General features: G+C 71.0%; 16 protein-coding genes and 1 tRNA gene. 12 read left to right on the top strand and 5 right to left on the bottom strand.

Annotation, left to right across the window (positions count from 1 at the left end):
* Positions 1–64: 64 nt before the first annotated feature.
* Both AC07C1_RS24335 and AC07C1_RS24340 read right to left on the bottom strand, forming a co-directional pair.
* Positions 65–1,360: an MFS transporter gene (locus tag AC07C1_RS24335; protein ID WP_478942147.1), complete on the bottom strand. Its 1,296-nt coding sequence runs from the start codon at positions 1,358–1,360 to the stop codon at positions 65–67.
* A gap of 269 nt (positions 1,361–1,629) precedes the next feature.
* Positions 1,630–3,156: a potassium/proton antiporter gene (locus AC07C1_RS24340; protein WP_478942396.1), complete on the bottom strand. Its 1,527-nt coding sequence runs from the start codon at positions 3,154–3,156 to the stop codon at positions 1,630–1,632.
* A gap of 192 nt (positions 3,157–3,348) precedes the next feature.
* Between AC07C1_RS24340 and AC07C1_RS24345 the strand changes: the two genes are divergently transcribed.
* The gene (locus AC07C1_RS24345) at positions 3,349–6,168 is read left to right on the top strand and encodes a penicillin acylase family protein (protein ID WP_478942149.1); all 2,820 of its coding nucleotides are present in this window, start codon (positions 3,349–3,351) and stop codon (positions 6,166–6,168) included.
* A gap of 108 nt (positions 6,169–6,276) precedes the next feature.
* On the opposite strand, the gene AC07C1_RS24350 is transcribed toward AC07C1_RS24345, so the two are convergent.
* A complete protein-coding gene (locus AC07C1_RS24350) occupies positions 6,277–6,858 on the bottom strand; it encodes a 5-formyltetrahydrofolate cyclo-ligase (protein ID WP_478942151.1) in 582 nt (193 codons plus the stop codon).
* Between the two features lie 135 nt (positions 6,859–6,993).
* Here AC07C1_RS24350 and galU point away from each other — a divergent pair, with 135 nt between their 5' ends.
* From galU to AC07C1_RS24385, 7 genes are all read left to right on the top strand, one after another.
* Positions 6,994–7,905 carry a UTP--glucose-1-phosphate uridylyltransferase GalU gene (galU, locus tag AC07C1_RS24355; protein WP_478942153.1) on the top strand — a complete coding sequence of 304 codons (912 nt, stop codon included), beginning with the start codon at positions 6,994–6,996 and terminating at the stop codon, positions 7,903–7,905.
* The gene (gene glp, locus AC07C1_RS24360) at positions 7,902–9,224 is read left to right on the top strand and encodes a molybdotransferase-like divisome protein Glp (protein WP_478942155.1); all 1,323 of its coding nucleotides are present in this window, start codon (positions 7,902–7,904) and stop codon (positions 9,222–9,224) included. Before galU ends, glp begins: the two co-directional genes overlap by 4 nt.
* Before the next feature lie 125 nt (positions 9,225–9,349).
* On the top strand, positions 9,350–9,862 hold the full coding sequence (gene moaC / locus AC07C1_RS24365) for a cyclic pyranopterin monophosphate synthase MoaC (RefSeq protein WP_478942157.1): 513 nt from the start codon (positions 9,350–9,352) through the stop codon (positions 9,860–9,862).
* Positions 9,859–10,359, top strand: coding sequence for a MogA/MoaB family molybdenum cofactor biosynthesis protein (locus AC07C1_RS24370; protein ID WP_478942159.1), 501 nt, complete (start codon positions 9,859–9,861; stop codon positions 10,357–10,359). Before moaC ends, AC07C1_RS24370 begins: the two co-directional genes overlap by 4 nt.
* A 20-nt stretch (positions 10,360–10,379) precedes the next feature.
* Complete coding sequence (locus AC07C1_RS24375) at positions 10,380–11,009, top strand: GNAT family N-acetyltransferase (RefSeq protein WP_478942161.1); 630 nt, start codon at positions 10,380–10,382, stop codon at positions 11,007–11,009.
* Between the two features lie 185 nt (positions 11,010–11,194).
* Positions 11,195–12,427, top strand: a complete 1,233-nt coding sequence (sepX, locus tag AC07C1_RS24380) for a divisome protein SepX/GlpR (RefSeq protein WP_478942162.1) — start codon at positions 11,195–11,197, stop codon at positions 12,425–12,427.
* Between the two features lie 93 nt (positions 12,428–12,520).
* A tRNA-Ala gene (locus AC07C1_RS24385) sits at positions 12,521–12,594 on the top strand.
* 49 nt (positions 12,595–12,643) lie between these two features.
* On the opposite strand, the gene AC07C1_RS24390 is transcribed toward AC07C1_RS24385, so the two are convergent.
* The gene (locus tag AC07C1_RS24390) at positions 12,644–13,120 is read right to left on the bottom strand and encodes a GNAT family N-acetyltransferase (RefSeq protein ID WP_478942164.1); all 477 of its coding nucleotides are present in this window, start codon (positions 13,118–13,120) and stop codon (positions 12,644–12,646) included.
* 78 nt (positions 13,121–13,198) lie between these two features.
* Here AC07C1_RS24390 and AC07C1_RS24395 point away from each other — a divergent pair, with 78 nt between their 5' ends.
* Complete coding sequence (locus AC07C1_RS24395) at positions 13,199–14,002, top strand: exodeoxyribonuclease III (RefSeq protein ID WP_478942166.1); 804 nt, start codon at positions 13,199–13,201, stop codon at positions 14,000–14,002.
* A 13-nt stretch (positions 14,003–14,015) separates the two neighbouring features.
* On the opposite strand, the gene AC07C1_RS24400 is transcribed toward AC07C1_RS24395, so the two are convergent.
* Positions 14,016–14,642 (bottom strand): MerR family transcriptional regulator, encoded by a 627-nt coding sequence (locus AC07C1_RS24400; RefSeq protein WP_478942398.1) that lies wholly within the window; start codon positions 14,640–14,642, stop codon positions 14,016–14,018.
* A 200-nt stretch (positions 14,643–14,842) separates the two neighbouring features.
* Here AC07C1_RS24400 and AC07C1_RS24405 point away from each other — a divergent pair, with 200 nt between their 5' ends.
* The 3 genes from AC07C1_RS24405 to AC07C1_RS24415 are packed head-to-tail and all read left to right on the top strand — an operon-like array spanning position 14,843 to position 18,299.
* Entirely contained in the window at positions 14,843–16,468 is a 1,626-nt protein-coding gene (locus AC07C1_RS24405) for a flavin-containing monooxygenase (RefSeq protein ID WP_478942168.1), read from the top strand.
* Positions 16,465–17,418 (top strand): alpha/beta fold hydrolase, encoded by a 954-nt coding sequence (locus tag AC07C1_RS24410; protein ID WP_478942170.1) that lies wholly within the window; start codon positions 16,465–16,467, stop codon positions 17,416–17,418. Before AC07C1_RS24405 ends, AC07C1_RS24410 begins: the two co-directional genes overlap by 4 nt.
* The gene (locus AC07C1_RS24415) at positions 17,415–18,299 is read left to right on the top strand and encodes an SDR family oxidoreductase (RefSeq protein ID WP_478942172.1); all 885 of its coding nucleotides are present in this window, start codon (positions 17,415–17,417) and stop codon (positions 18,297–18,299) included. Before AC07C1_RS24410 ends, AC07C1_RS24415 begins: the two co-directional genes overlap by 4 nt.
* The last annotated feature ends 67 nt before the right edge of the window (positions 18,300–18,366 follow it).

Here is an 18,366-nt window from a genome sequence, read left to right on the forward strand (position 1 = left end):
CTTCCTCCTGGCACTCTCACTCAATGAGTGCTAACGACGGTCCATAGTGACGTATTCCCGGGGATCAGTCCACCGTCACCGGCACGCGGTGACCGACGCCACGTGCGACGGTGTGGTTCCGGTGCTGGGTGACGAGCACGGAGCGCAGCGCCATGAGGGTCACCAGCGCGAGCACTGTGCCCGCCATGGGTACCAGGAATCCCGCGCCGTCCCACAGCCGGTCCTCCAGCTGTCCGGCGACGGTGACGGCGGCTGCCTGGCCGAGCGCGACGGCGCCGGTCAGCCAGGTGAAGGCCTCGGTGCGGGCGCCGGCCGGAACCAGGCTCTCGACCAGTGTGTAGCCGGTGATCAGCGCCGGTGCGATGCACATGCCGACCAGCAGGCCGAGACCGGCGAGCAGCAGCACCGAATGCGCCGTCCACAGGGCGGACGCGGTCAGGGCGAGCGCCGTGTAGCCGATGACCAGGCGCCGCTGGGGGGCCACCTTCCAGGCGATGGCGCCGCAGGCCAGGCCCGAGATCATGTTGCCGGCGGCGAAGACGCCGTACAGGACGCCGTTCAGGCCGGGCTCGCCGATCGACTCGGTGAACGCCGCCAGTGACACCTGCATGCCGCCGAAGACGGACCCGATGCCCAGGAACGTCACGACCAGGACCCGCACGCCCGGGATCCGCAGGGCGGAGGCGTGCTTCACGCGCGCGTGCCCGCTCTCGGCGCCCACCGGCGGCTGCGTGCCCTTCTGCGCGGCGAACAGCAGGCCGCCGACGAGGGTCAGCGCGGCCTCCGTGAACAGGCCCGCGGCCGGCGTCACGGCGGTGCACAGCGCGGTCGCCAGCAGCGGGCCGAAGACGAAGGTCAGCTCGTCCGTGACCGACTCGAACGCCGCCGCGGTGGTCATCAGGGGCGAGCCCTGCAGCTTCACGCCCCAGCGAGCCCGCACCATCGGGCCGACCTGCGGCACCGACGCGCCGGTCGGGACGGCAGCCAGGAACAGTGCCCACAGCGGTGCGTGCGCCAGCGCGAGCGCCGTCAGGGACAGGCCCGCCAGCGCGTGCACCAGGACGCCGGGAACCAGCACGGTGCGCTGGCCGTAGCGGTCGGCGAGGCGGCCGCTGTACGGGGCGAACAGCGCCATGGAGACACCGGTGGCGGCCGCGGCGGCGCCCGCGGCGCCGTACGAACCGGTGGTGTGCTGCACGAGCAGCACGATGGAGATCGTGAGCATCGCGAACGGCTGGCGCGCCGCGAAACCGGGGAGCAGGAACGTCCAGGCGCCGCGGGTGCGCAGCAGCTGTCCGTATCCCGGGCGGGACTTCACCGGCGGGTTCTCCGCCGGACCGGTGGTGACCGTGGATCCCACGGCCCGTGCCTTTCTACCGCCTGGTAGCGCGCCCGTGCGGGGGCGCCGAGAGCTGTCCTCTTGCGCGGAACTGCGGTAGATACCGGTGCCACTGCCAAGGGCGTCCCGGCCGCCATACGGTCGCGCCAGCTCTGCGTCAGGCAGAGTTGGTTCGATCAGGGTGCGCCTTCATCGTACAGGGATCACCGACTCGTACGGCTGTGAAAACGAGCACCACGGGTCTGGGCACCTGGGTTTTCGGGGGGTGGGCGAACCGTACGAACGGTTCCTCAGCGAGAGCTGCCCGACCCGTTGGTGCCCAGCCATCCCGCCAGCTTGCCGCCGTGGGCCACCGCGCGCAGGCGCCGTTCCGCCGCGTCGCGGACCGGGTCGGTGGCGACGACCAGCAGTTCGTCCCCCCGCCGCAGCACTGTCGTAGGCAGCGGAACGAACGATTTTTCTTGGCGCACGACGAGGGTGACGGCGGCTCCTGGCGGCAGCCGCAGCTCGTTGACCTCCACGCCGTGCATCCGGGAGCCCTCGGGGACAGAGATGGACAGCAGATGCCCGCGCAGCCGCTCCAGGGGCGCCGACTCGATGCCGAGGTCGGAGGCCTCGCCCTGCTCGCCCAGGCGCAGCTTGCGCGCCAGCCAGGGCAGCGTCGGCCCCTGGACCAGGGTGTAGACGACGACCAGCACGAAGACGATGTTGAAGATGCGGCGGCTGCCGGCGACGCCGTTCACCATCGGGATGGTCGCCAGGATGATGGGCACGGCGCCGCGCAGGCCCGCCCACGACATCAGGGTCTGTTCCTGCCATGGCACCCGGAACGGCGCCAGGCTGAGGACCACGCTCAGCGGCCGGGCCACCATGGTCAGGACCAGTCCGATGAGCAGGGCGGGCCAGACGTCGTCGCCCAGCTCGTGCGGGGTGACCAGCAGGCCGAGCACGACGAACATGCCGATCTGGGCGATCCAGCCGAGCCCCTCGGCGAAGCCGCGGGTGGCGGGCCAGTGGGGCAGCTTGGCGTTGCCGAGCGTCATCGACGCCAGGTAGACGGCCAGGAAGCCGCTGCCGTGCGCCAGCGCACCGGCGGCGTACGCGGTGACGGCGATGGCCATTACGGCGATGGGGTAGAGGCCGGAGGCGGGCAGGGCCACGTGCTTGAGCCCCCAGGACCCGAGCCAGCCCACCGCGAACCCGATGACCGCGCCGATGGCCAGCTCCAGGGCGATCTCGCCCAGCAGGACGTACCAGTGCTCGACCGGACCGGCCGTGGAGAAGGAGACGACCAGGATGACCACCGGGGCGTCGTTGAAGCCGGACTCCGCCTCCAGCATGCCCGTCACGCGCGCGGGGAGGGGAATTCTCCGGAGCACCGAGAAGACCGCCGCCGCGTCCGTGGACGACACCACCGCGCCGATGATGAGCGCCTGCCGCCACTCCAGCCCGACCAGGTAGTGCGCGCCCGCCGCGGTGACACCCACGCTGACGGCGACTCCGGCTGTCGCCAGGACGGAGGCGGACGCCAGGACCGGCCGGATCTCCTTCCACTTCGTGCCCAGGCCGCCCTCGGCGAGGATCACGACCAGGGCGGCGTATCCCATGACCTGGGTCACTTCGGCGCTGTTGAAGTGGATGTCGCCGAGGCCGTCCTGGCCCATGAGGACGCCGATTCCCAGGTAGACGAGCAGGCTGGGGAGCCCGCTGCGGGAGGAGATCCGGACGGCCGCGACGGCGACCAGCAGGACGGCGGAGCAGACGAGCAGGAGCTGGTTGAGGTGGTGAACAGTCAGGGGGCGTTCCTCCTCCGAGATCTCCGGTTACTTCGTTAGCTTACCTAACTCTTGACGCTTTCTTGACGCTTGCCGAGGCAAGATCGAACGCTCGTGCGCGCTGGTTCCCGACTCCGCGTCAAGCGGGGCAGGGCCCTGCGCCTATGGTTGCTCCAGCGCTCATTCAAAGTCACAGCCCGACCTGCCGCTCGCGTTAGGACAGCAAGGACAGCGATGCCCCCCAACACCACCGCCACAACGGGTGACACCGCCACCACGGGTGCCACGTCCGTCAAGTCCGGCAGGAAGAAGGGGCGCAAAGCCCGATTGGTCGTGCTGGTCCTGGTTCTGGCCATCATCGGAGGCATCGCCTACGGGGCGTACTGGTCGATCAGCACCGTCCGCGCCTCCTTCCCGCAGACCCAGGGTTCGATCACGCTCAAGGGCCTGTCCGGGCCGGTCGACGTGAAGCGGGACGGTTATGGCATCCCGCAGATCTACGCCTCCTCCGACCAGGACCTGTTCATGGCGCAGGGCTTCGTCCAGGCGCAGGACCGGTTCTACGAGATGGACGTGCGCCGGCACATGACCTCCGGACGCCTGTCGGAGATGTTCGGCAAGGACCAGGTCAAGAACGACGAGTTCCTGCGCACCCTCGGCTGGGACCGGATCGCCAAGGAGGAGTACGACACCAAGCTGTCGGCCTCCACGAAGACGTACCTCCAGGCATACGCCAAGGGGGTCAACGCCTACCTCCAGGGCAAGGACGGCGGGGACATCTCCCTGGAGTACGCCGCCCTGGGCTTCACCAACGACTACAAGCCGCAGGCGTGGACCCCGGTCGACTCCGTCGCCTGGCTGAAGGCCATGGCCTGGGACCTGCGCGGCAACATGCAGGACGAGATCGACCGCGCCCTGATGACCAGCCGTCTCGGTCCGCAGCAGATCCAGGACCTGTATCCGCAGTACCCCTACAGCCGCAACAAGCCGATCGTGCAGGAAGGCCGGTACAGCGAGCTGGCGAGGACCTTCCAGCAGAACGGCGGCACAGGCGGCTCCCAGGGCGCGACGGGGACCACGGGTACGACCGGTACGACCGGCTCCACGGGCACGACGGGCACGACCGGCTCCTCCACCTCGGGCACGACCGGATCGGCCCTCACCGGCCAGCTGGCGGGGCTCTACAAGGTCCTCGACGACGTCCCCACGGCCGTCGGCGTGAACGGCCAGGGCATCGGCTCCAACTCCTGGGTCGTCGCCGGGAAGTACACCATCACCAAGAAGCCCCTCCTCGCCAACGATCCGCACCTGTCGGCGTCCCTGCCGTCCGTCTGGTACCAGATGGGCCTGCACTGCCGGACCGTCTCCAGCAAGTGCCAGTACGACGTCACCGGCTACACCTTCGCCGGCATGCCCGGTGTGATCATCGGCCACAACGCGAAGATCGCCTGGGGCATGACCAACTCCGGCGTCGACGTCACGGACCTGTACCTGGAGAAGGTGACCGGGAACGGCTACCTGTACGACGGCAAGGTCCGGCCGTTCAAGACGCGCGAGGAGACCATCAAGGTCGCCGGCGGCACGTCCAAGCCCATCGTGGTCCGCCAGACCCAGGACGGGATGCCGCTGCTGTCGGACCGCGACGACGAACTCGTCCAGGTCGGCAAGAAGGCCACCGTCAACACCGCCGCACCCGACCGTGGTGACGGCTACGGCATCGCCCTGAGGTGGACCGCCCTCGACCCGGGCAACTCCATGGACGCCGTGTTCGCCATCGACAAGGCGGCGGACTGGAGCGGCTTCCGTGCGGCGGCCGCCCAGTTCGCCGTGCCCTCGCAGAACCTCGTCTACGCCGACGCCGAGCACATCGGCTACACCCTGCCCGGCAGGATCCCCACGCGCTCCTCCGCGGACGACGGCTCCATCCCGGCGCCGGGCTGGGACTCGAAGTACAAGTGGACCGGCTTCATCAAGCAGGACGAGCTGCCGTACGAGTTCGACCCCGAGCGCGGCTACATCGTCACCGCGAACCAGGCCGTGGTCGACAAGGACAAGTACCCGTACGCGCTCACCACCGACTGGGGCTACGGCACCCGCAGCCAGCGCATCACCGACCTGATCGAGTCCAAGATCAAGGACGGCGGCAGGATCTCCACCGACGACATGCGGCAGATGCAGCTGGACAACAGCAGCGAGATCGCCAAGCTGCTGGTGCCCAAGCTGCTGAAGATCAACCTTGCCGACGGGGACGTCCGGGAGGCGCAGAAGCTGCTGGAGGGCTGGGACTACACCCAGGAAGCCGACTCCGCTGCCGCCGCCTACTTCAACGCCGTCTGGCGCAACGTCCTCAAGCTCGCCTTCGGCAACAAGCTCCCCAAGGAGCTGCGCGTCAAGGGGCAGTGCCTGTGGGTCGACAAGATCGACAGCACCGGTCCGCTGGACGACGACACCAAGGTCCGCGAGTGCGGCCAGCGTGATGCCGACCAGGCGCAGCCGGACGGCGGCGACCGCTGGTTCGAGGTCGTGCGCACCCTGATGGACAAGCCGGACAGCGAGTGGTGGAAGACGCCCAAGTCGGGCACCCGTCCGGCCGCGAACAACCGCGACCAGCTGTTCGCCCGCGCCATGATCGACGCCCGCTGGGAGCTGACCGCCAAGCTCGGCAAGGACATCGACACCTGGAGCTGGGGGCGGCTGCACCGCCTGTTCCTGAAGAACCAGACGCTCGGCACCGAGGGCCCCAAGTTCCTGCAGTACGTGCTGAACCGCGGCCCCTGGAAGCTCAGCGGCGGCGAGGCCAGCGTGAACGCGAGCGGCTGGAACGCCGCCGGCGGCTACAACGTCCTCTGGGTGCCGTCCATGCGGATGGTCGTCAACCTCGCCGACCTCGACAAGTCCAGGTGGATCAACCTCACCGGCGCCTCCGGACACGCCTACAGCGCGCACTACACGGACCAGACGGGCAAGTGGGTCAAGGGCGAGCTGCTGCCCTGGTCTTTCTCGGACAAGGCGGTCGACAAGAGCACGAGCGACACGCTCGTCCTCGAGCCGTGAGCCGCTGAGCCACGCCACCGAAACGGCCCTCCACGCGTGCGTGGAGGGCCGTTTCGCGTGGAGGCGGCAGGTGCTGCGCCGGTGCGGGAGGGGGTGTGCCGGAGCCGGTCAGTCGCTCACGAACCGGCGCGTGCCGGAGGGCGTCACCACCGCGTGCACCGGCTTGTCGTGCGCCTCCACCGGGACGTGCGCGACGACCTCCGTGTCGTACAGCAGCACCACGAGGCGGGGGCGTGCGCCCGCGCGCTCCAGACGTGCCAGCACGCGGTCGTACGAGCCTCCGCCGCGCCCCAGGCGCATCCCGCGTGTGTCCACCGCGAGCCCGGGCAGCAGGACCACGTCCGCGTCCGTCACGGAATCCGGTCCGAGACGCTCGCCGGAGGGCTCGAACAGCGCCATCCTCCCCCCGTGTCGGACCCGCGCGAGGGAGTCCGGGCCGGCGTACTCGCCCCAGTCCAGGTCGTTGTCGGGCAGGAGCGCGGGGAGCAGGACGCGTACGCCCCGCGCGCGCAGCGCGTCCAGCAGCGCGAGCGTGCCGGGCTCGCCTCCCACGGAGACGTAGGCCGCCACCGTGTGCGCACGCGCCAGCTCGGGCAGCTCCAGGGCGCGCCGCGCCAGCGCGTGGCCCGCCTCACGGACGTCATCGTCCGTCAACCTGTTCCTCGCCGCGAGGAACTCCTGCCGCAACATTCGCTTGTCAGGCTGGCCTGTACGTCCGACGTGTTCCACCGGTCGTTCTCGCCCCTTTTCTCAATGCAGCCATATAAGGGTCAACCAACCGGGAGCCACGGATTCCCCTCCAAGGCACCGGATAAGGTTGCGGGCATGACTCAGTCGCACCCCAGGATCAGCAAGGCTGTCATCCCAGCAGCAGGCCTCGGCACCCGGTTCCTGCCGGCCACCAAGGCCACTCCCAAGGAGATGCTGCCGGTCGTTGACAAGCCGGCGATCCAGTACGTGGTCGAGGAGGCCGTGTCGGCGGGGCTCGACGACGTGCTCATGATCACCGGGCGTAACAAGCGCCCCCTCGAGGACCACTTCGACCGCAACTACGAGCTGGAATCGGCGCTTCAGAAGAAGGGCGACGCCGATCGGCTCGCGAAGGTGCAGGAGTCCAGCGACCTGGCGACCATGCACTACGTACGCCAGGGCGACCCAAGGGGTCTCGGCCATGCCGTGCTGTGCGCCGCCCCGCACGTCGGCCACGAGCCCTTCGCCGTCCTCCTCGGTGACGACCTGATCGACCCGCGGGACCCACTGCTCAGGCGCATGATCGAGGTCCAGGAGCAGCACGGCGGCAGCGTGGTCGCGCTCATGGAGGTCGCGCCCGAGCAGATCCACCTCTACGGCTGCGCGGCAGTGGAGGCCACCGCCGACGGTGACGTCGTGAAGGTGACCGGCCTGGTCGAGAAGCCGGACCCGGCGGACGCTCCGTCGAGCTACGCGATCATCGGCCGCTATGTCCTCGACCCGCACGTCTTCGACATACTGCGCAAGACCGAGCCCGGCCGCGGCGGCGAGATCCAGCTCACCGACGCCCTCCAGCAGCTGGCCCAGGACGAGAAGGTCGGCGGCCCGGTGCACGGCGTCGTCTTCAAGGGCCGCCGCTATGACACCGGGGACCGTGGCGACTATCTGCGTGCCATTGTCAGGCTCGCGTGCGAACGTGAAGACCTGGGCCCGGACTTCCGGACCTGGCTTCGCAGTTACGTAGCCGAGGAGATGCAGCAGTCTTGAGCAGCGCCGCGCCCCGCCCCGCCGACCCGGACCACCTGTGGTCGGTGGACGAGCACCTGGAGGACATCCTCTCGACCGTCCGCCCCCTCGAACCCATCGAGCTGCAACTGCTCGACGCCCAGGGCTGTGTCCTGGTCGAGGACGTCATGGTGCCGGTGTCGCTGCCGCCGTTCGACAACAGCTCGATGGACGGGTACGCGGTGCGGGTCGCGGACGTCGCGGGCGCCGGCGAGGAGTTCCCGGCCGTCCTGGAGGTCGTCGGGGACGTCGCGGCGGGCGCGGCGGACCTGGTGCGGGTCGGCCCGGGCCAGGCCGCCCGCATCATGACCGGCGCCCCGCTGCCGCCGGGCGCGGAGGCCGTCGTGCCCGTCGAGTGGACCGACGGCGGGCTCGGCGAGGGTCCGGTGAGCGGCATGCGGGCACGCAGCCTGGCCCCCGAGGGCGCGGAGGGGCACGTGCGGGTGCACCGCTCGGCCGAGGCGCGCGCGCACGTGCGCGCCAAGGGCAGCGACGTGCGGGCCGGCGACCGCGCCCTGGAGGCCGGGACGATCCTCGGACCGCCGCAGATCGCCCTGCTCGCCGCGATCGGCCGTGGCACGGTACGCGTGCGCCCGCGCCCGCGTGTGGTCGTCCTGTCCACCGGCAGCGAACTCGTCCAGCCCGGCGAGGAGCTGGCCACCGGCCAGATCTACGACTCCAACAGCTTCGCCCTCACCGCCGCCGCGCGCGACGCCGGAGCCATCGCCTACCGGGTGGGCGCCGTCGCCGACGACGTCGAGACCCTCCGTACCACCATCGAGGACCAGCTCATCCGTGCCGACCTGCTGGTGACCACGGGCGGGGTGAGCGTCGGCGCGTACGACGTCGTCAAGGAGGCGCTGTCATACGTCGGCGACGAGGACGAGGCGGGCGGCGGCATCGAGTTCCGCAAGCTCGCCATGCAGCCCGGCAAGCCCCAGGGCTTCGGTTCCATCGGCCCCGAGCACACGCCGCTGCTGGCCCTGCCCGGCAACCCGGTGTCGTCGTACGTCTCCTTCGAGCTGTTCGTCCGCCCCGCCATCCGCGCCCTGATGGGCCTCACGGACATCCACCGCCCGCTCGTGCGGGCCGCTCTGAAGGCGGACAAGGCGCTCCGCTCGCCCGAGGGGCGGCGCCAGTTCCTGCGCGGCGCGTACACCGACGGCGAGGTGACCCCCGTCGGCGGCGCGGGCTCCCACCTGATCGCGGCGCTGGCGCACGCCGACGCGCTGATCGTCGTCCCCGAGGACGTGGAATCCGTGGAGCCCGGCGCCGAGGTGGAGGTCCTGCTGCTCGGCTGACGCGCGCGTGCCCGTCCGCAGGGCGGTCCTGGTCCGGTGCGCGCGCGGGCTTGGCGGTACCGTGTCGCGCACAGCAGGCCCGTGCACCGCACTGCGACGGGCCCGGACCGGGAGCGCCACACACCATGACTGTGCCTTCCCGGGGGGAGACCCCCGGACGCCCTGTGCAGGACCGACTGACGCACATCGACGAGGCGGGCGCGGCCCGCATGGTCGACGTGTCCGGGAAGGACGTGACCGCGCGCACCGCCCGCGCCAGCGGCCGCGTCCTCGTCTCACCCCGCGTGGTCGAGCTGCTGCGCGGAGAGGGGGTCCCGAAGGGTGACGCCCTCGCCACCGCGCGTATCGCGGGCATCATGGGCGCCAAGCGAACCCCGGACCTCATCCCGCTGTGCCACCCGTTGTCGGTGTCCGGTGTGAAACTGGATCTGTCGGTCGCGGACGACGCCGTGGAGATCCAGGCCACCGTGCGGACGACGGACCGCACGGGCGTCGAGATGGAGGCCCTCACCGCCGTGACGGTCGCCGCGCTCACCGTGATCGACATGGTCAAGGCGGTCGACAAGGGAGCGGTCATCACGGACGTACGGGTGGAGGAGAAGACGGGCGGCAAGTCGGGCGACTGGAGCAGGGCATGACCTACCGCGCTCTGGTGGTCACCGCATCGAACAGGGCGGCCACGGGTGTCTACGAGGACAAGGGCGGTCCGCTGATCGCCGACGGCCTGAAAGGCTTCGGGTTCGCCGTCGACGGACCTCGGGTCGTCCCCGACGGGGACCCCGTGGAAGCGGCGCTGCGCGCGGGAGTCGAGGCCGGATACGACGCCATCGTCACCACCGGTGGCACCGGCCTCTCGCCCACCGACCGCACGCCCGAGGCGACCCGCGCGGTGATCGATCACGAGGTGCCGGGCATCGCCGAGGCCATCCGGGCGTTCGGGCGGGAGAAGGTGCCCACCGCCGCGCTGTCCCGCGGCCTGGCCGGTGTGGCGGGGCGGACCCTGATCGTCAACCTGCCGGGCTCCACGGGCGGGGTGAAGGACGGCCTGGCCGTGCTGGAGCCGCTGCTGGTCCACGCGGTCGACCAGATCCGCGGCGGCGACCACCCCAGACCCGGTAGTGGGGGTGCGAGCTGAACACCCCTTCCTGGCCCGTCGTGCTGGCGGACGGTGATGTCGTCCTCCGGCCGATAAAGCTGCGCGACCAGCGGATCTGGCGCGAGGTGAACCGGCGCAACCGGGACTGGCTGCGCCCCTGGGAGGCGACCATCCCGCCGCCCACGCCGAGCGGTCCGATCGCGCACCGGCCGACCTACCGGCAGATGGTGCGGCATCTGCGCGCCGAGGCCGGCGCGGGCCGGATGCTGCCGTTCGTCATCGAGTATCAGGGGCGTCTCGTCGGGCAGTTGACGGTCGCCGGGATCACCTGGGGGTCGATGTGCTCGGGGCATATCGGCTACTGGGTGGACGAGGGGGTGGCCGGTCGCGGGGTGATGCCGACGGCCGTCGCGCTCGTGGTGGACCACTGTTTCCGCACCGTCGGGCTGCACCGCATCGAGGTCTGCATTCGCCCCGAGAACCGGCCGAGCCGCCGGGTCGTGGAGAAACTCGGATTCCGCGAGGAGGGGCTCCGGCCGCGTTATCTGCACATCGACGGAGCCTGGCGCGACCATCTGGTCTATGCACTCACCGCGGAGGAGGCGCCCGACGGATTGCTCGCGCGCTGGCGGCGGGCACGCTCCCGGGAGGGGCAGCGTCCGCAGAACACGCCCCGGAATCCGTCCTAGTCCCCGGAATTGAATATGTGTTCGAAATTGATCGGCTACTGACCGTCTCGGGTCGTTGAATTCTCGGCTAGGGCGGTCCTCTGATCGCATCGGTCGCAAAAAAAGCTGGAAATATCAGCCAGATCGTGCGACACACCGGCCCAATTGGCAGATGGCCTCATGCAAACCCCTCTACGGTGTGAGGCGTGAGCAGCAGCGGCCTCATCTACGCAGTCATCGTCGGGGCCTGGGCCGCCTACTTGGTGCCGATGTGGCTCCGTAGGCAGGACGAGCTGAACGAGGCCCGTCCGACGGAACGCTTCAGCACCGCCATCCGGCTGCTGTCCGGACGGGCGGGCATGGAGCGCCGATACGCCAAGGACCTGCGGGCGCGCTCCGCCCAGGAGGGGGAGCCGGACGCCGGTGATCCGGACGCCGTCACCGACTCGGTGGACGTCCGGGCCTTCGCCATGCCTCCGACCCGCCGTCAGGTCCGTGCGGACACCGGCCCCGAGGCGCCCTCGAGCGCGGAACCGGCGCTCGACGAGGACGCCGCACCGGCGCCCCCGTCCGCCCCCGTGCCCGACTTCTCCGGCGCACCCGCGCACGCGTCCGGGCCCGCGCCCGCGCAGCAGCGCGTTCCCGCCGCGCGGCGTACGCCCTCGGCACAGGCGGCCGCAGCGCGCGCCCAGCGCTCGAAGGTGCTCGCGCGCCGCCGACGCACCACGGTGATGCTCTTCGTCGCCTTCACCCTCGGCGCGATCGTCGCCGCCATCGGCGGCCTCGCCTTCCTGTGGGCACCCGGCGTGCCCGCCGTGCTGCTCAGCGTCTACATCGCCTACCTGCGCTCCCAGGAACACCGCCGCTTCGCCTACCAGATGGACCGCCGGCGCGCCGAGGCCGCGGCCCAGCGACTGCGCGAACGGGAACGTCAGCCGCGTCGGCGCGCGCCCCTCGACCCGGGTCCCGGCGCGGACGAACCGGAGGAGGGACCGCAAACCGACACGGACACCGGTCTGTCCGCGCTCGCCGCGGACCGGCGCGCCCTCGTCGAGCAGACCGACCACGCCGAATGGGTCGACCAGCAGCGCGAGCGGCAGCGGCGGCCCGGTCATGGAGACAGCTGGGACCCGGTGCCGGTGCCGCTGCCCACGTACGTGACCGCGCCGGTCGCGCCGCGTGCCACCTCCGACGTGGATCTGGGGGCCCCCGACACGTGGAGTTCGGCGCGTTCCAGCTCCGTCTCGCCGGAGCACGAGGCGGGTCACGGGGCGGAGGCGGAGCCGGACGAGGAAGCGCCCGCGTCGGGTGACAAGCCGGCGGACGGCCGCAGCGACGCCCGCCGCGCGGCCTCCGCCCGCCGGGCACGCGAGCGCGGTCGCACCCCCCTCTTCGACCAGTACGAGGACGGCGACCGCCCGCGCGCGGCCAACGAGTGACGGCTGTCACCCAGCTGGAAGTCCGCCTCTGACCAGTCCGGGAACGGATTTCCAAGCACCCGGACGGGGATGCTAGAGTTTCACTCGTTGCAAGGGCCTGTGGCGCAGTCCGGTAGCGCACCTCGTTCGCATCGAGGGGGCCAGGGGTTCAAATCCCCTCAGGTCCACGCATCATGAAGCCCCGATCGGCAGCAGCCGACCGGGGCTTCATCGCGTCTACAGTCGCTTGGCGAAGCAGCGGCTCTCCTCGTGGTGGCGGTAGTAGCCGAACTTGGTGCACGGCTCGTATCCGCTGGAGGTGTACAGGGCGATGGCCTCCGGCTGCTTGCTGCCCGTCTCCAGGACCATGCGGACGCGGCCGGCCATGCGGGCGTCCTCCTCCAGGGCCGCGAGCATGCGGCGCGCGAGGCCCTGGCCCCGCATCTCCTCGATCACGTACATGCGCTTGAGTTCGGCGTCGCCGTCCTCGTTGCCCTCGTCGTTGTGCTCCTGGCTGCGCCAGCCGCCGGTGGCGACCGGGCGGTCGTACTCGTCGTACGCGATCAGGTACACACCCTGGGGCGGGGCGAAGTCCGCGGGGTCGAGCGCCGTGGCGTCGCCACCGTCGCCGTAACGCAGGTGGTACTCGGCCTGGACCTCGTCGTTGAGTTTGACGGCGTCCGGATGATCGAAGGGAACCGGGCGTATATTCATGCTGGGTATCGTACTTCTATGCAGGTGATGGGTCTCGGGCTTTGAGGGCCTCGACCAGTGTGCCGGTATCGTGCCCTGGTGCTGACTGTGACCTCGGTGAACGTGAACGGGCTTCGGGCCGCCGCCAGGAAGGGCTTCGTGGAGTGGCTCGCCCTGACCTCCGCGGACGTCGTCTGCCTGCAGGAGGTGCGCGCCGAGCCGCACCAGCTGCCCGCGGAGGTCCGGCAGCCCGACGGCTGGCACGTCGTACACGCCCCGGCCGCCGCCAAGGGGCGCGCGGGCGTCTCCCTCTACATGCGCCGCGAGCCGGACCGGGTCCGGGTCGGGTTCGGCTCTGCCGAGTTCGACAGCAGTGGGCGCTACGTGGAGGCCGACCTGCCCGGCGTCACCGTCGCCTCCCTCTATCTGCCCTCCGGTGAGGTCGGCACCGAGCGGCAGGACGAGAAGGTCCGCTTCATGGGCGAGTTCCTCGCCCACCTGAAGGAGCTGCGCGAGCGGGCCGCCGCCGACGGGCGCGAGGTGGTCGTCTGCGGCGACTGGAACATCGCCCACCAGCAGGCCGACCTCAAGAACTGGCGCGGCAACACCAAGAACTCCGGCTTCCTGCCCGAGGAGCGGGACTGGCTGGGCCGGGTGTTCGCCGCCGAGGAGGGCGGCTACGTCGACGTCGTCCGTGCCCTGCACCCGGAGACCGAGGGGCCGTACACATGGTGGTCTTACCGCGGGCGGGCTTTCGATAACGACAGCGGATGGCGCATCGACTACCACGCCGCCACCCCCGGCCTGGCCGCCAAGGCCGTCAAGGGCTTCGTCGAGCGGGCGGCCACGCACGCCGAGCGCTGGTCCGACCACGCGCCGGTGACCGTCGTCTACGACCGGTAGGCGTACGGCGTCCTCAGGCGCCCCGGTCCTTGCTGATCCGGCGGTCCAGGGCCAGGGAGAGTTCCGCCTCCACCACGCTGCGCGCGAGTGGACGCAGGCGGTGGAGGTCCTCCTCGGGGGCGTGGCGCAGGATCAGGTCGGCGAAGAGTTCGGCGAGGGCGTCGGCGTGTTCGCGGACCCGGGCGCCGGCTGTGAGGACGTCGGCGAGCGGGATGCCCTCGCGGACCAGCGCGGAGGAAACGTCCAGCAGGCGGCTGCTGATGTGGACGATCTCGTCGCCGTCGGTGCCGAGGTAGCCGAGGTCCAGGGCGGCGGCGAGGTTCTCGGGGGTGACCTCGCCCTCGAAGCGGGCGGCGAGCTCCTCGGGGGTGAGGCGGACCGGTTCCTCCTCGGTCGGGGCGCCGACGCCGAGGAGGTCGGCGACGTCGCGGCCGTGGTCGAAGGCCTCGGCCAGTTCCGCGATGCCGTTCAGCGTGTGGCCGCGCTCCAGCAGGGCGGCGATGGTGCGCAGGCGGGCCAGGTGGTGGTCGTCGTACCAGGCGATGCGGCCTTCGCGGCGCGGCGGCGGGAGCAGCTTGCGCTCGCGGTAGAAACGCAGCGTGCGCACGGTGATGCCGGCCAGGCGGGCCAGCTCCTCCATGCGGTACTCGCGCCCGGCTTCCGGGTGTTCTGCGTGCTCTGCCACGCCCGCAGCCTATGCCGGACGGCCGGTACCCGCGGCGGAGCCGCTGTTGTGAAGCTTCTTCGCCCGACCCCTACCGCTCGGTACGGAGCTGCTCTACAGTCCCATTGCGCCAGTGTTCACTGGCAGAGTCGAAGGCGATGCGTGGAGGCTTCGGGATGGCCGAGCACGAGCATGTGCGGGTGGCGGTGATCGGGTCCGGGTTCGGCGGGCTGGGGGCCGCCGTGCGGCTGCGCCGCGAGGGGATCACCGATTTCGTCGTCCTGGAGCGGGCCGACAGCGTCGGCGGCACCTGGCGTGACAACAGTTACCCGGGGTGCGCCTGTGACGTCCCCTCCCACCTCTACTCCTTCTCCTTCGCGCCCAACCCCGAGTGGCCGCGCACCTTCTCCGGACAGCGGCACATCCGCGCCTACCTGGAGCACGTCACCGACCTCTTCGGGCTGCGTCCGCACATCCGCTTCGACTCCGAGGTCAAGTTGATGACCTGGGACGCCGAGACCCTGCGCTGGCACATCGAGACCGCGCGCGGGTCCCTGACCGCCGACGTCGTCGTCTCCGCCACGGGGCCGCTGTCCGACCCGAAGATCCCCGAGATCCCGGGGCTCGAGTCCTTCCCCGGCAAGGTGTTCCACTCCGCGCGCTGGGACCACGACTACGACCTGCGCGGCAAGCGCGTCGCCATGGTGGGCACCGGCGCCTCCGCCATCCAGATCGTGCCCGCCATCCAGCCGCAGGCCGGCCGCCTCACCCTCTTCCAGCGCACCCCGCCGTGGGTGATGCCCCGCGTCGACCGCGCCATCAGCGGCGCCGAGCGGTGGCTGCACCGGTCGGTTCCCCTCACCACCCAGTTGCGGCGCGGACTGCTGTGGGGCATCCGGGAACTGCAGGTGCAGGCGTTCACCAAGCGGCCCGAGCAGCTCGGCCTCGTCGAACAGCTCGCCAAGCGCAACATGGCCCGTGCGATCAAGGACCCGGCCCTGCGCGCCAAGCTGACCCCCGACTACCGGATCGGCTGCAAGCGGATCCTGCTGTCCAGCGAGTACTACCCGGCGCTCGCCCAGCCCAACGTGGACGTCGTGGCGAGCGGGCTCAGCGAGATCCGCGGGTCCACGCTCGTCGCGGCCGACGGCACCGAGACCGAGGCCGACGCGATCATCTTCGGGACGGGCTTCCACGTCACGGACATGCCCATCGCCGAGCGCGTGGTCGGCGCGGACGGCAGCACGCTCGCGGAGTCCTGGAAGAACGGCATGCGGGCGCTGCGCGGAGCCGCGGCCGCCGGTTTCCCGAACTGGATGACGATCATCGGGCCCAACACCGGGCTCGGGAACTCCTCCATGATCCTGATGATCGAGTCCCAGCTGAACTACATGGCCGACTACCTGCGCCAGCTCGACGTCCTGGGGGTCCCCCCAGGCCCCCAAGGCACCGGGGGAGGCCGTACCGCCCTCGACGCCCGCCCCGCCGCCGTCGAGGCCTGGAACCACAAGGTGCAGGAACGCATGAAGCGCACCGTGTGGAACACCGGCGGCTGCACCAGCTGGTACCTGGACGCGAGCGGCCGCAACACCACCATCTGGCCCGGTACGACGACCGAGTTCCGGCGCGCGACCCGGCGGGTGGACCTGGGGGAGTACCAGGTCATCCGGAAGCCCGCGGAGAAGCAGGGGGGTGCGGCCGGGCAGGGGGCCGCGGCTGCCGAGAGGCGGACAGAGGCCGCGGTCGCCGGGGAACAGAAGAAGGCGGCTGTTGCCGAGAAGCAGAGCGAGGGTGCCGCATGAGCCGGCTCGCCGCCGTGGCCTGCGGCCCGTACGCCCCGCCCGTTCCGTCCCGCGAACTCACCGTCGTCTCCGCCGACGGCGCGCGGTTGCACGTCGAGGTGCACGGGCCCGAGAACGCGCCTCCCGTCGTCCTCTCCCACGGCTGGACGTGCTCGACCGCCTTCTGGGCGGCGCAGATTCGGGATCTGGCGACCGACCACCGGGTGATCACCTATGACCAGCGGGGGCACGGGCGCAGTCCCGCGAGCCCGGCGTGCACCACCGACGCGCTGGCGGACGACCTGGAAGCGGTGCTGGCGCAGACGCTCGGGCCCGGCGAGAAGGCCCTGATCGTCGGCCACTCCATGGGCGGCATGACCGTCATGGCCGCCGCCGGCCGCCCCCGCTTCCGCGCGCACGCCGCCGCCGTCCTGCTGTGCAGCACCGGCAGTTCGCGGCTGGTCGCGGAGGCGCGCGTGATGCCATGGCGTGCCGGAAGGCTGCGCACCTGGATGACCGCACGCGTTCTCGGCTCGCGCGCCCCCCTCGGGCCGGTCACGCCGGTAGCGAAGAGCATCCTCAAGTACGCCACCATGGGGGCCGGTTCCGCCCCGCACATGGTGGAGGCGTGCGCGCGGATCGTGCACGCCTGCCCGCGCGCCGTGCGCCACGCCTGGGCCGCCGTACTCGAGGCGCTCGATCTCGACCACGGCGTCCGGGAGTTGCACGCGCCCACCGCGGTGGTGCACGGCACGTCCGACCGGCTCACACCCCCGGTGCACGCCCGTGCGCTGGTCGCCGCGCTGCCGAACTGCGTCGGCCTCACCGAGCTGCCCGGCATCGGTCACATGACCCCGATCGAGGCTCCCGAGCTGGTGATCCGCAGGATCCGGGAACTGCTCGCCGCCTACGTCACGGGGGCCTCCCCCGAGCAAGGTTCCACCCCCGCGCAGATCAAGGAGGGCACATGAGCAGGGTCAGCCTCGAAGGGCAGGTCGCGGTCGTCACCGGAGCCGCGCGCGGTGTCGGAGAGCTGCTGGCGCGCAAGCTCTCCGCGCGCGGCGCGAAGGTGGCACTGGTCGGGCTGGAGGAGGAGGCGCTCAAGGAGGTCTCCGGGCGGCTGCACAGCGAGAGCGCGTACTGGTACGCCGACGTCACCGACCACGAGGCCATGGGCCGGGTGGCGCAGGAGGTGAAGGCGCGGTTCGGGAAGGTCGACATCGTGGTCGCCAACGCCGGTGTGGCGACGGGCGGTCCGTTCGCCGACTCCGATCCGCAGGCCTGGCGGCGCGTGATCGAGGTGAACCTGATCGGTTCGGCGGTGACCGCACGCGCGTTCCTGCCGGTGCTCGTCGAGAGCCGCGGTTATCTGCTCCAGATCGCCTCGCTCGCCGCCATCACGCCCGCGCCGATGATGACGGCGTACTGCGCGTCCAAGTCCGGCGTGGAGGCGTACGCGCACAGTCTGCGCGCGGAGGTCGGCTACCAGGGCGTGCGCGTCGGTGTCGGGTACCTGTCCTGGACCGACACCGACATGGTGCGCGGCGCCGACCAGGACGACGTCATGCGCGAACTGCGGCAACGGCTGCCGTGGCCGTCGAACAAGACGTACCCGCTGGGTCCTGCGGTGGACCGGCTCGTCGCCGGGATCGAGCGGCGCTCGGCGCACGTGTACGGGCAGTGGTGGCTGCGCGGCATGCAGGGTGTGCGCGGGTATCTCCCGGCGCTCATCGGGACGGTCGGCCAGCGCGAGATGAAGCGGTTCGCGCCCCGCCTGCAGGGGATGCGTTCGGGACTCGTCGGCGCAGGTGGGGCGGCCGATGAAGCGGCAAGGGCTACGCACCGTAACTGATCCACATGCGCTGCGTGTTCCCTCGTGTGAATCTGGTCGAGGCCCCACCAAGGGGTCAACCCCACAG

Source organism: Streptomyces sp. NPDC045022, assembly GCF_056432605.1.

Excerpts from the sequence above, each read along its gene's own strand:
- AC07C1_RS24345 (WP_478942149.1), top strand. The coding sequence starts at position 3,349 with ATGCCCCCCAACACCACCGCCACAACGGGTGACACCGCCACCACGGGT.
- AC07C1_RS24350 (WP_478942151.1), bottom strand. The coding sequence starts at position 6,858 with ATGTTGCGGCAGGAGTTCCTCGCGGCGAGGAACAGGTTGACGGACGAT.
- galU (WP_478942153.1), top strand. The coding sequence starts at position 6,994 with ATGACTCAGTCGCACCCCAGGATCAGCAAGGCTGTCATCCCAGCAGCA.
- moaC (WP_478942157.1), top strand. The coding sequence starts at position 9,350 with ATGACTGTGCCTTCCCGGGGGGAGACCCCCGGACGCCCTGTGCAGGAC.
- AC07C1_RS24370 (WP_478942159.1), top strand. The coding sequence starts at position 9,859 with ATGACCTACCGCGCTCTGGTGGTCACCGCATCGAACAGGGCGGCCACG.
- AC07C1_RS24390 (WP_478942164.1), bottom strand. The coding sequence starts at position 13,120 with ATGAATATACGCCCGGTTCCCTTCGATCATCCGGACGCCGTCAAACTC.
- AC07C1_RS24400 (WP_478942398.1), bottom strand. The coding sequence starts at position 14,642 with ATGGAGGAGCTGGCCCGCCTGGCCGGCATCACCGTGCGCACGCTGCGT.
- AC07C1_RS24405 (WP_478942168.1), top strand. The coding sequence starts at position 14,843 with ATGGCCGAGCACGAGCATGTGCGGGTGGCGGTGATCGGGTCCGGGTTC.
- AC07C1_RS24410 (WP_478942170.1), top strand. The coding sequence starts at position 16,465 with ATGAGCCGGCTCGCCGCCGTGGCCTGCGGCCCGTACGCCCCGCCCGTT.
- AC07C1_RS24415 (WP_478942172.1), top strand. The coding sequence starts at position 17,415 with ATGAGCAGGGTCAGCCTCGAAGGGCAGGTCGCGGTCGTCACCGGAGCC.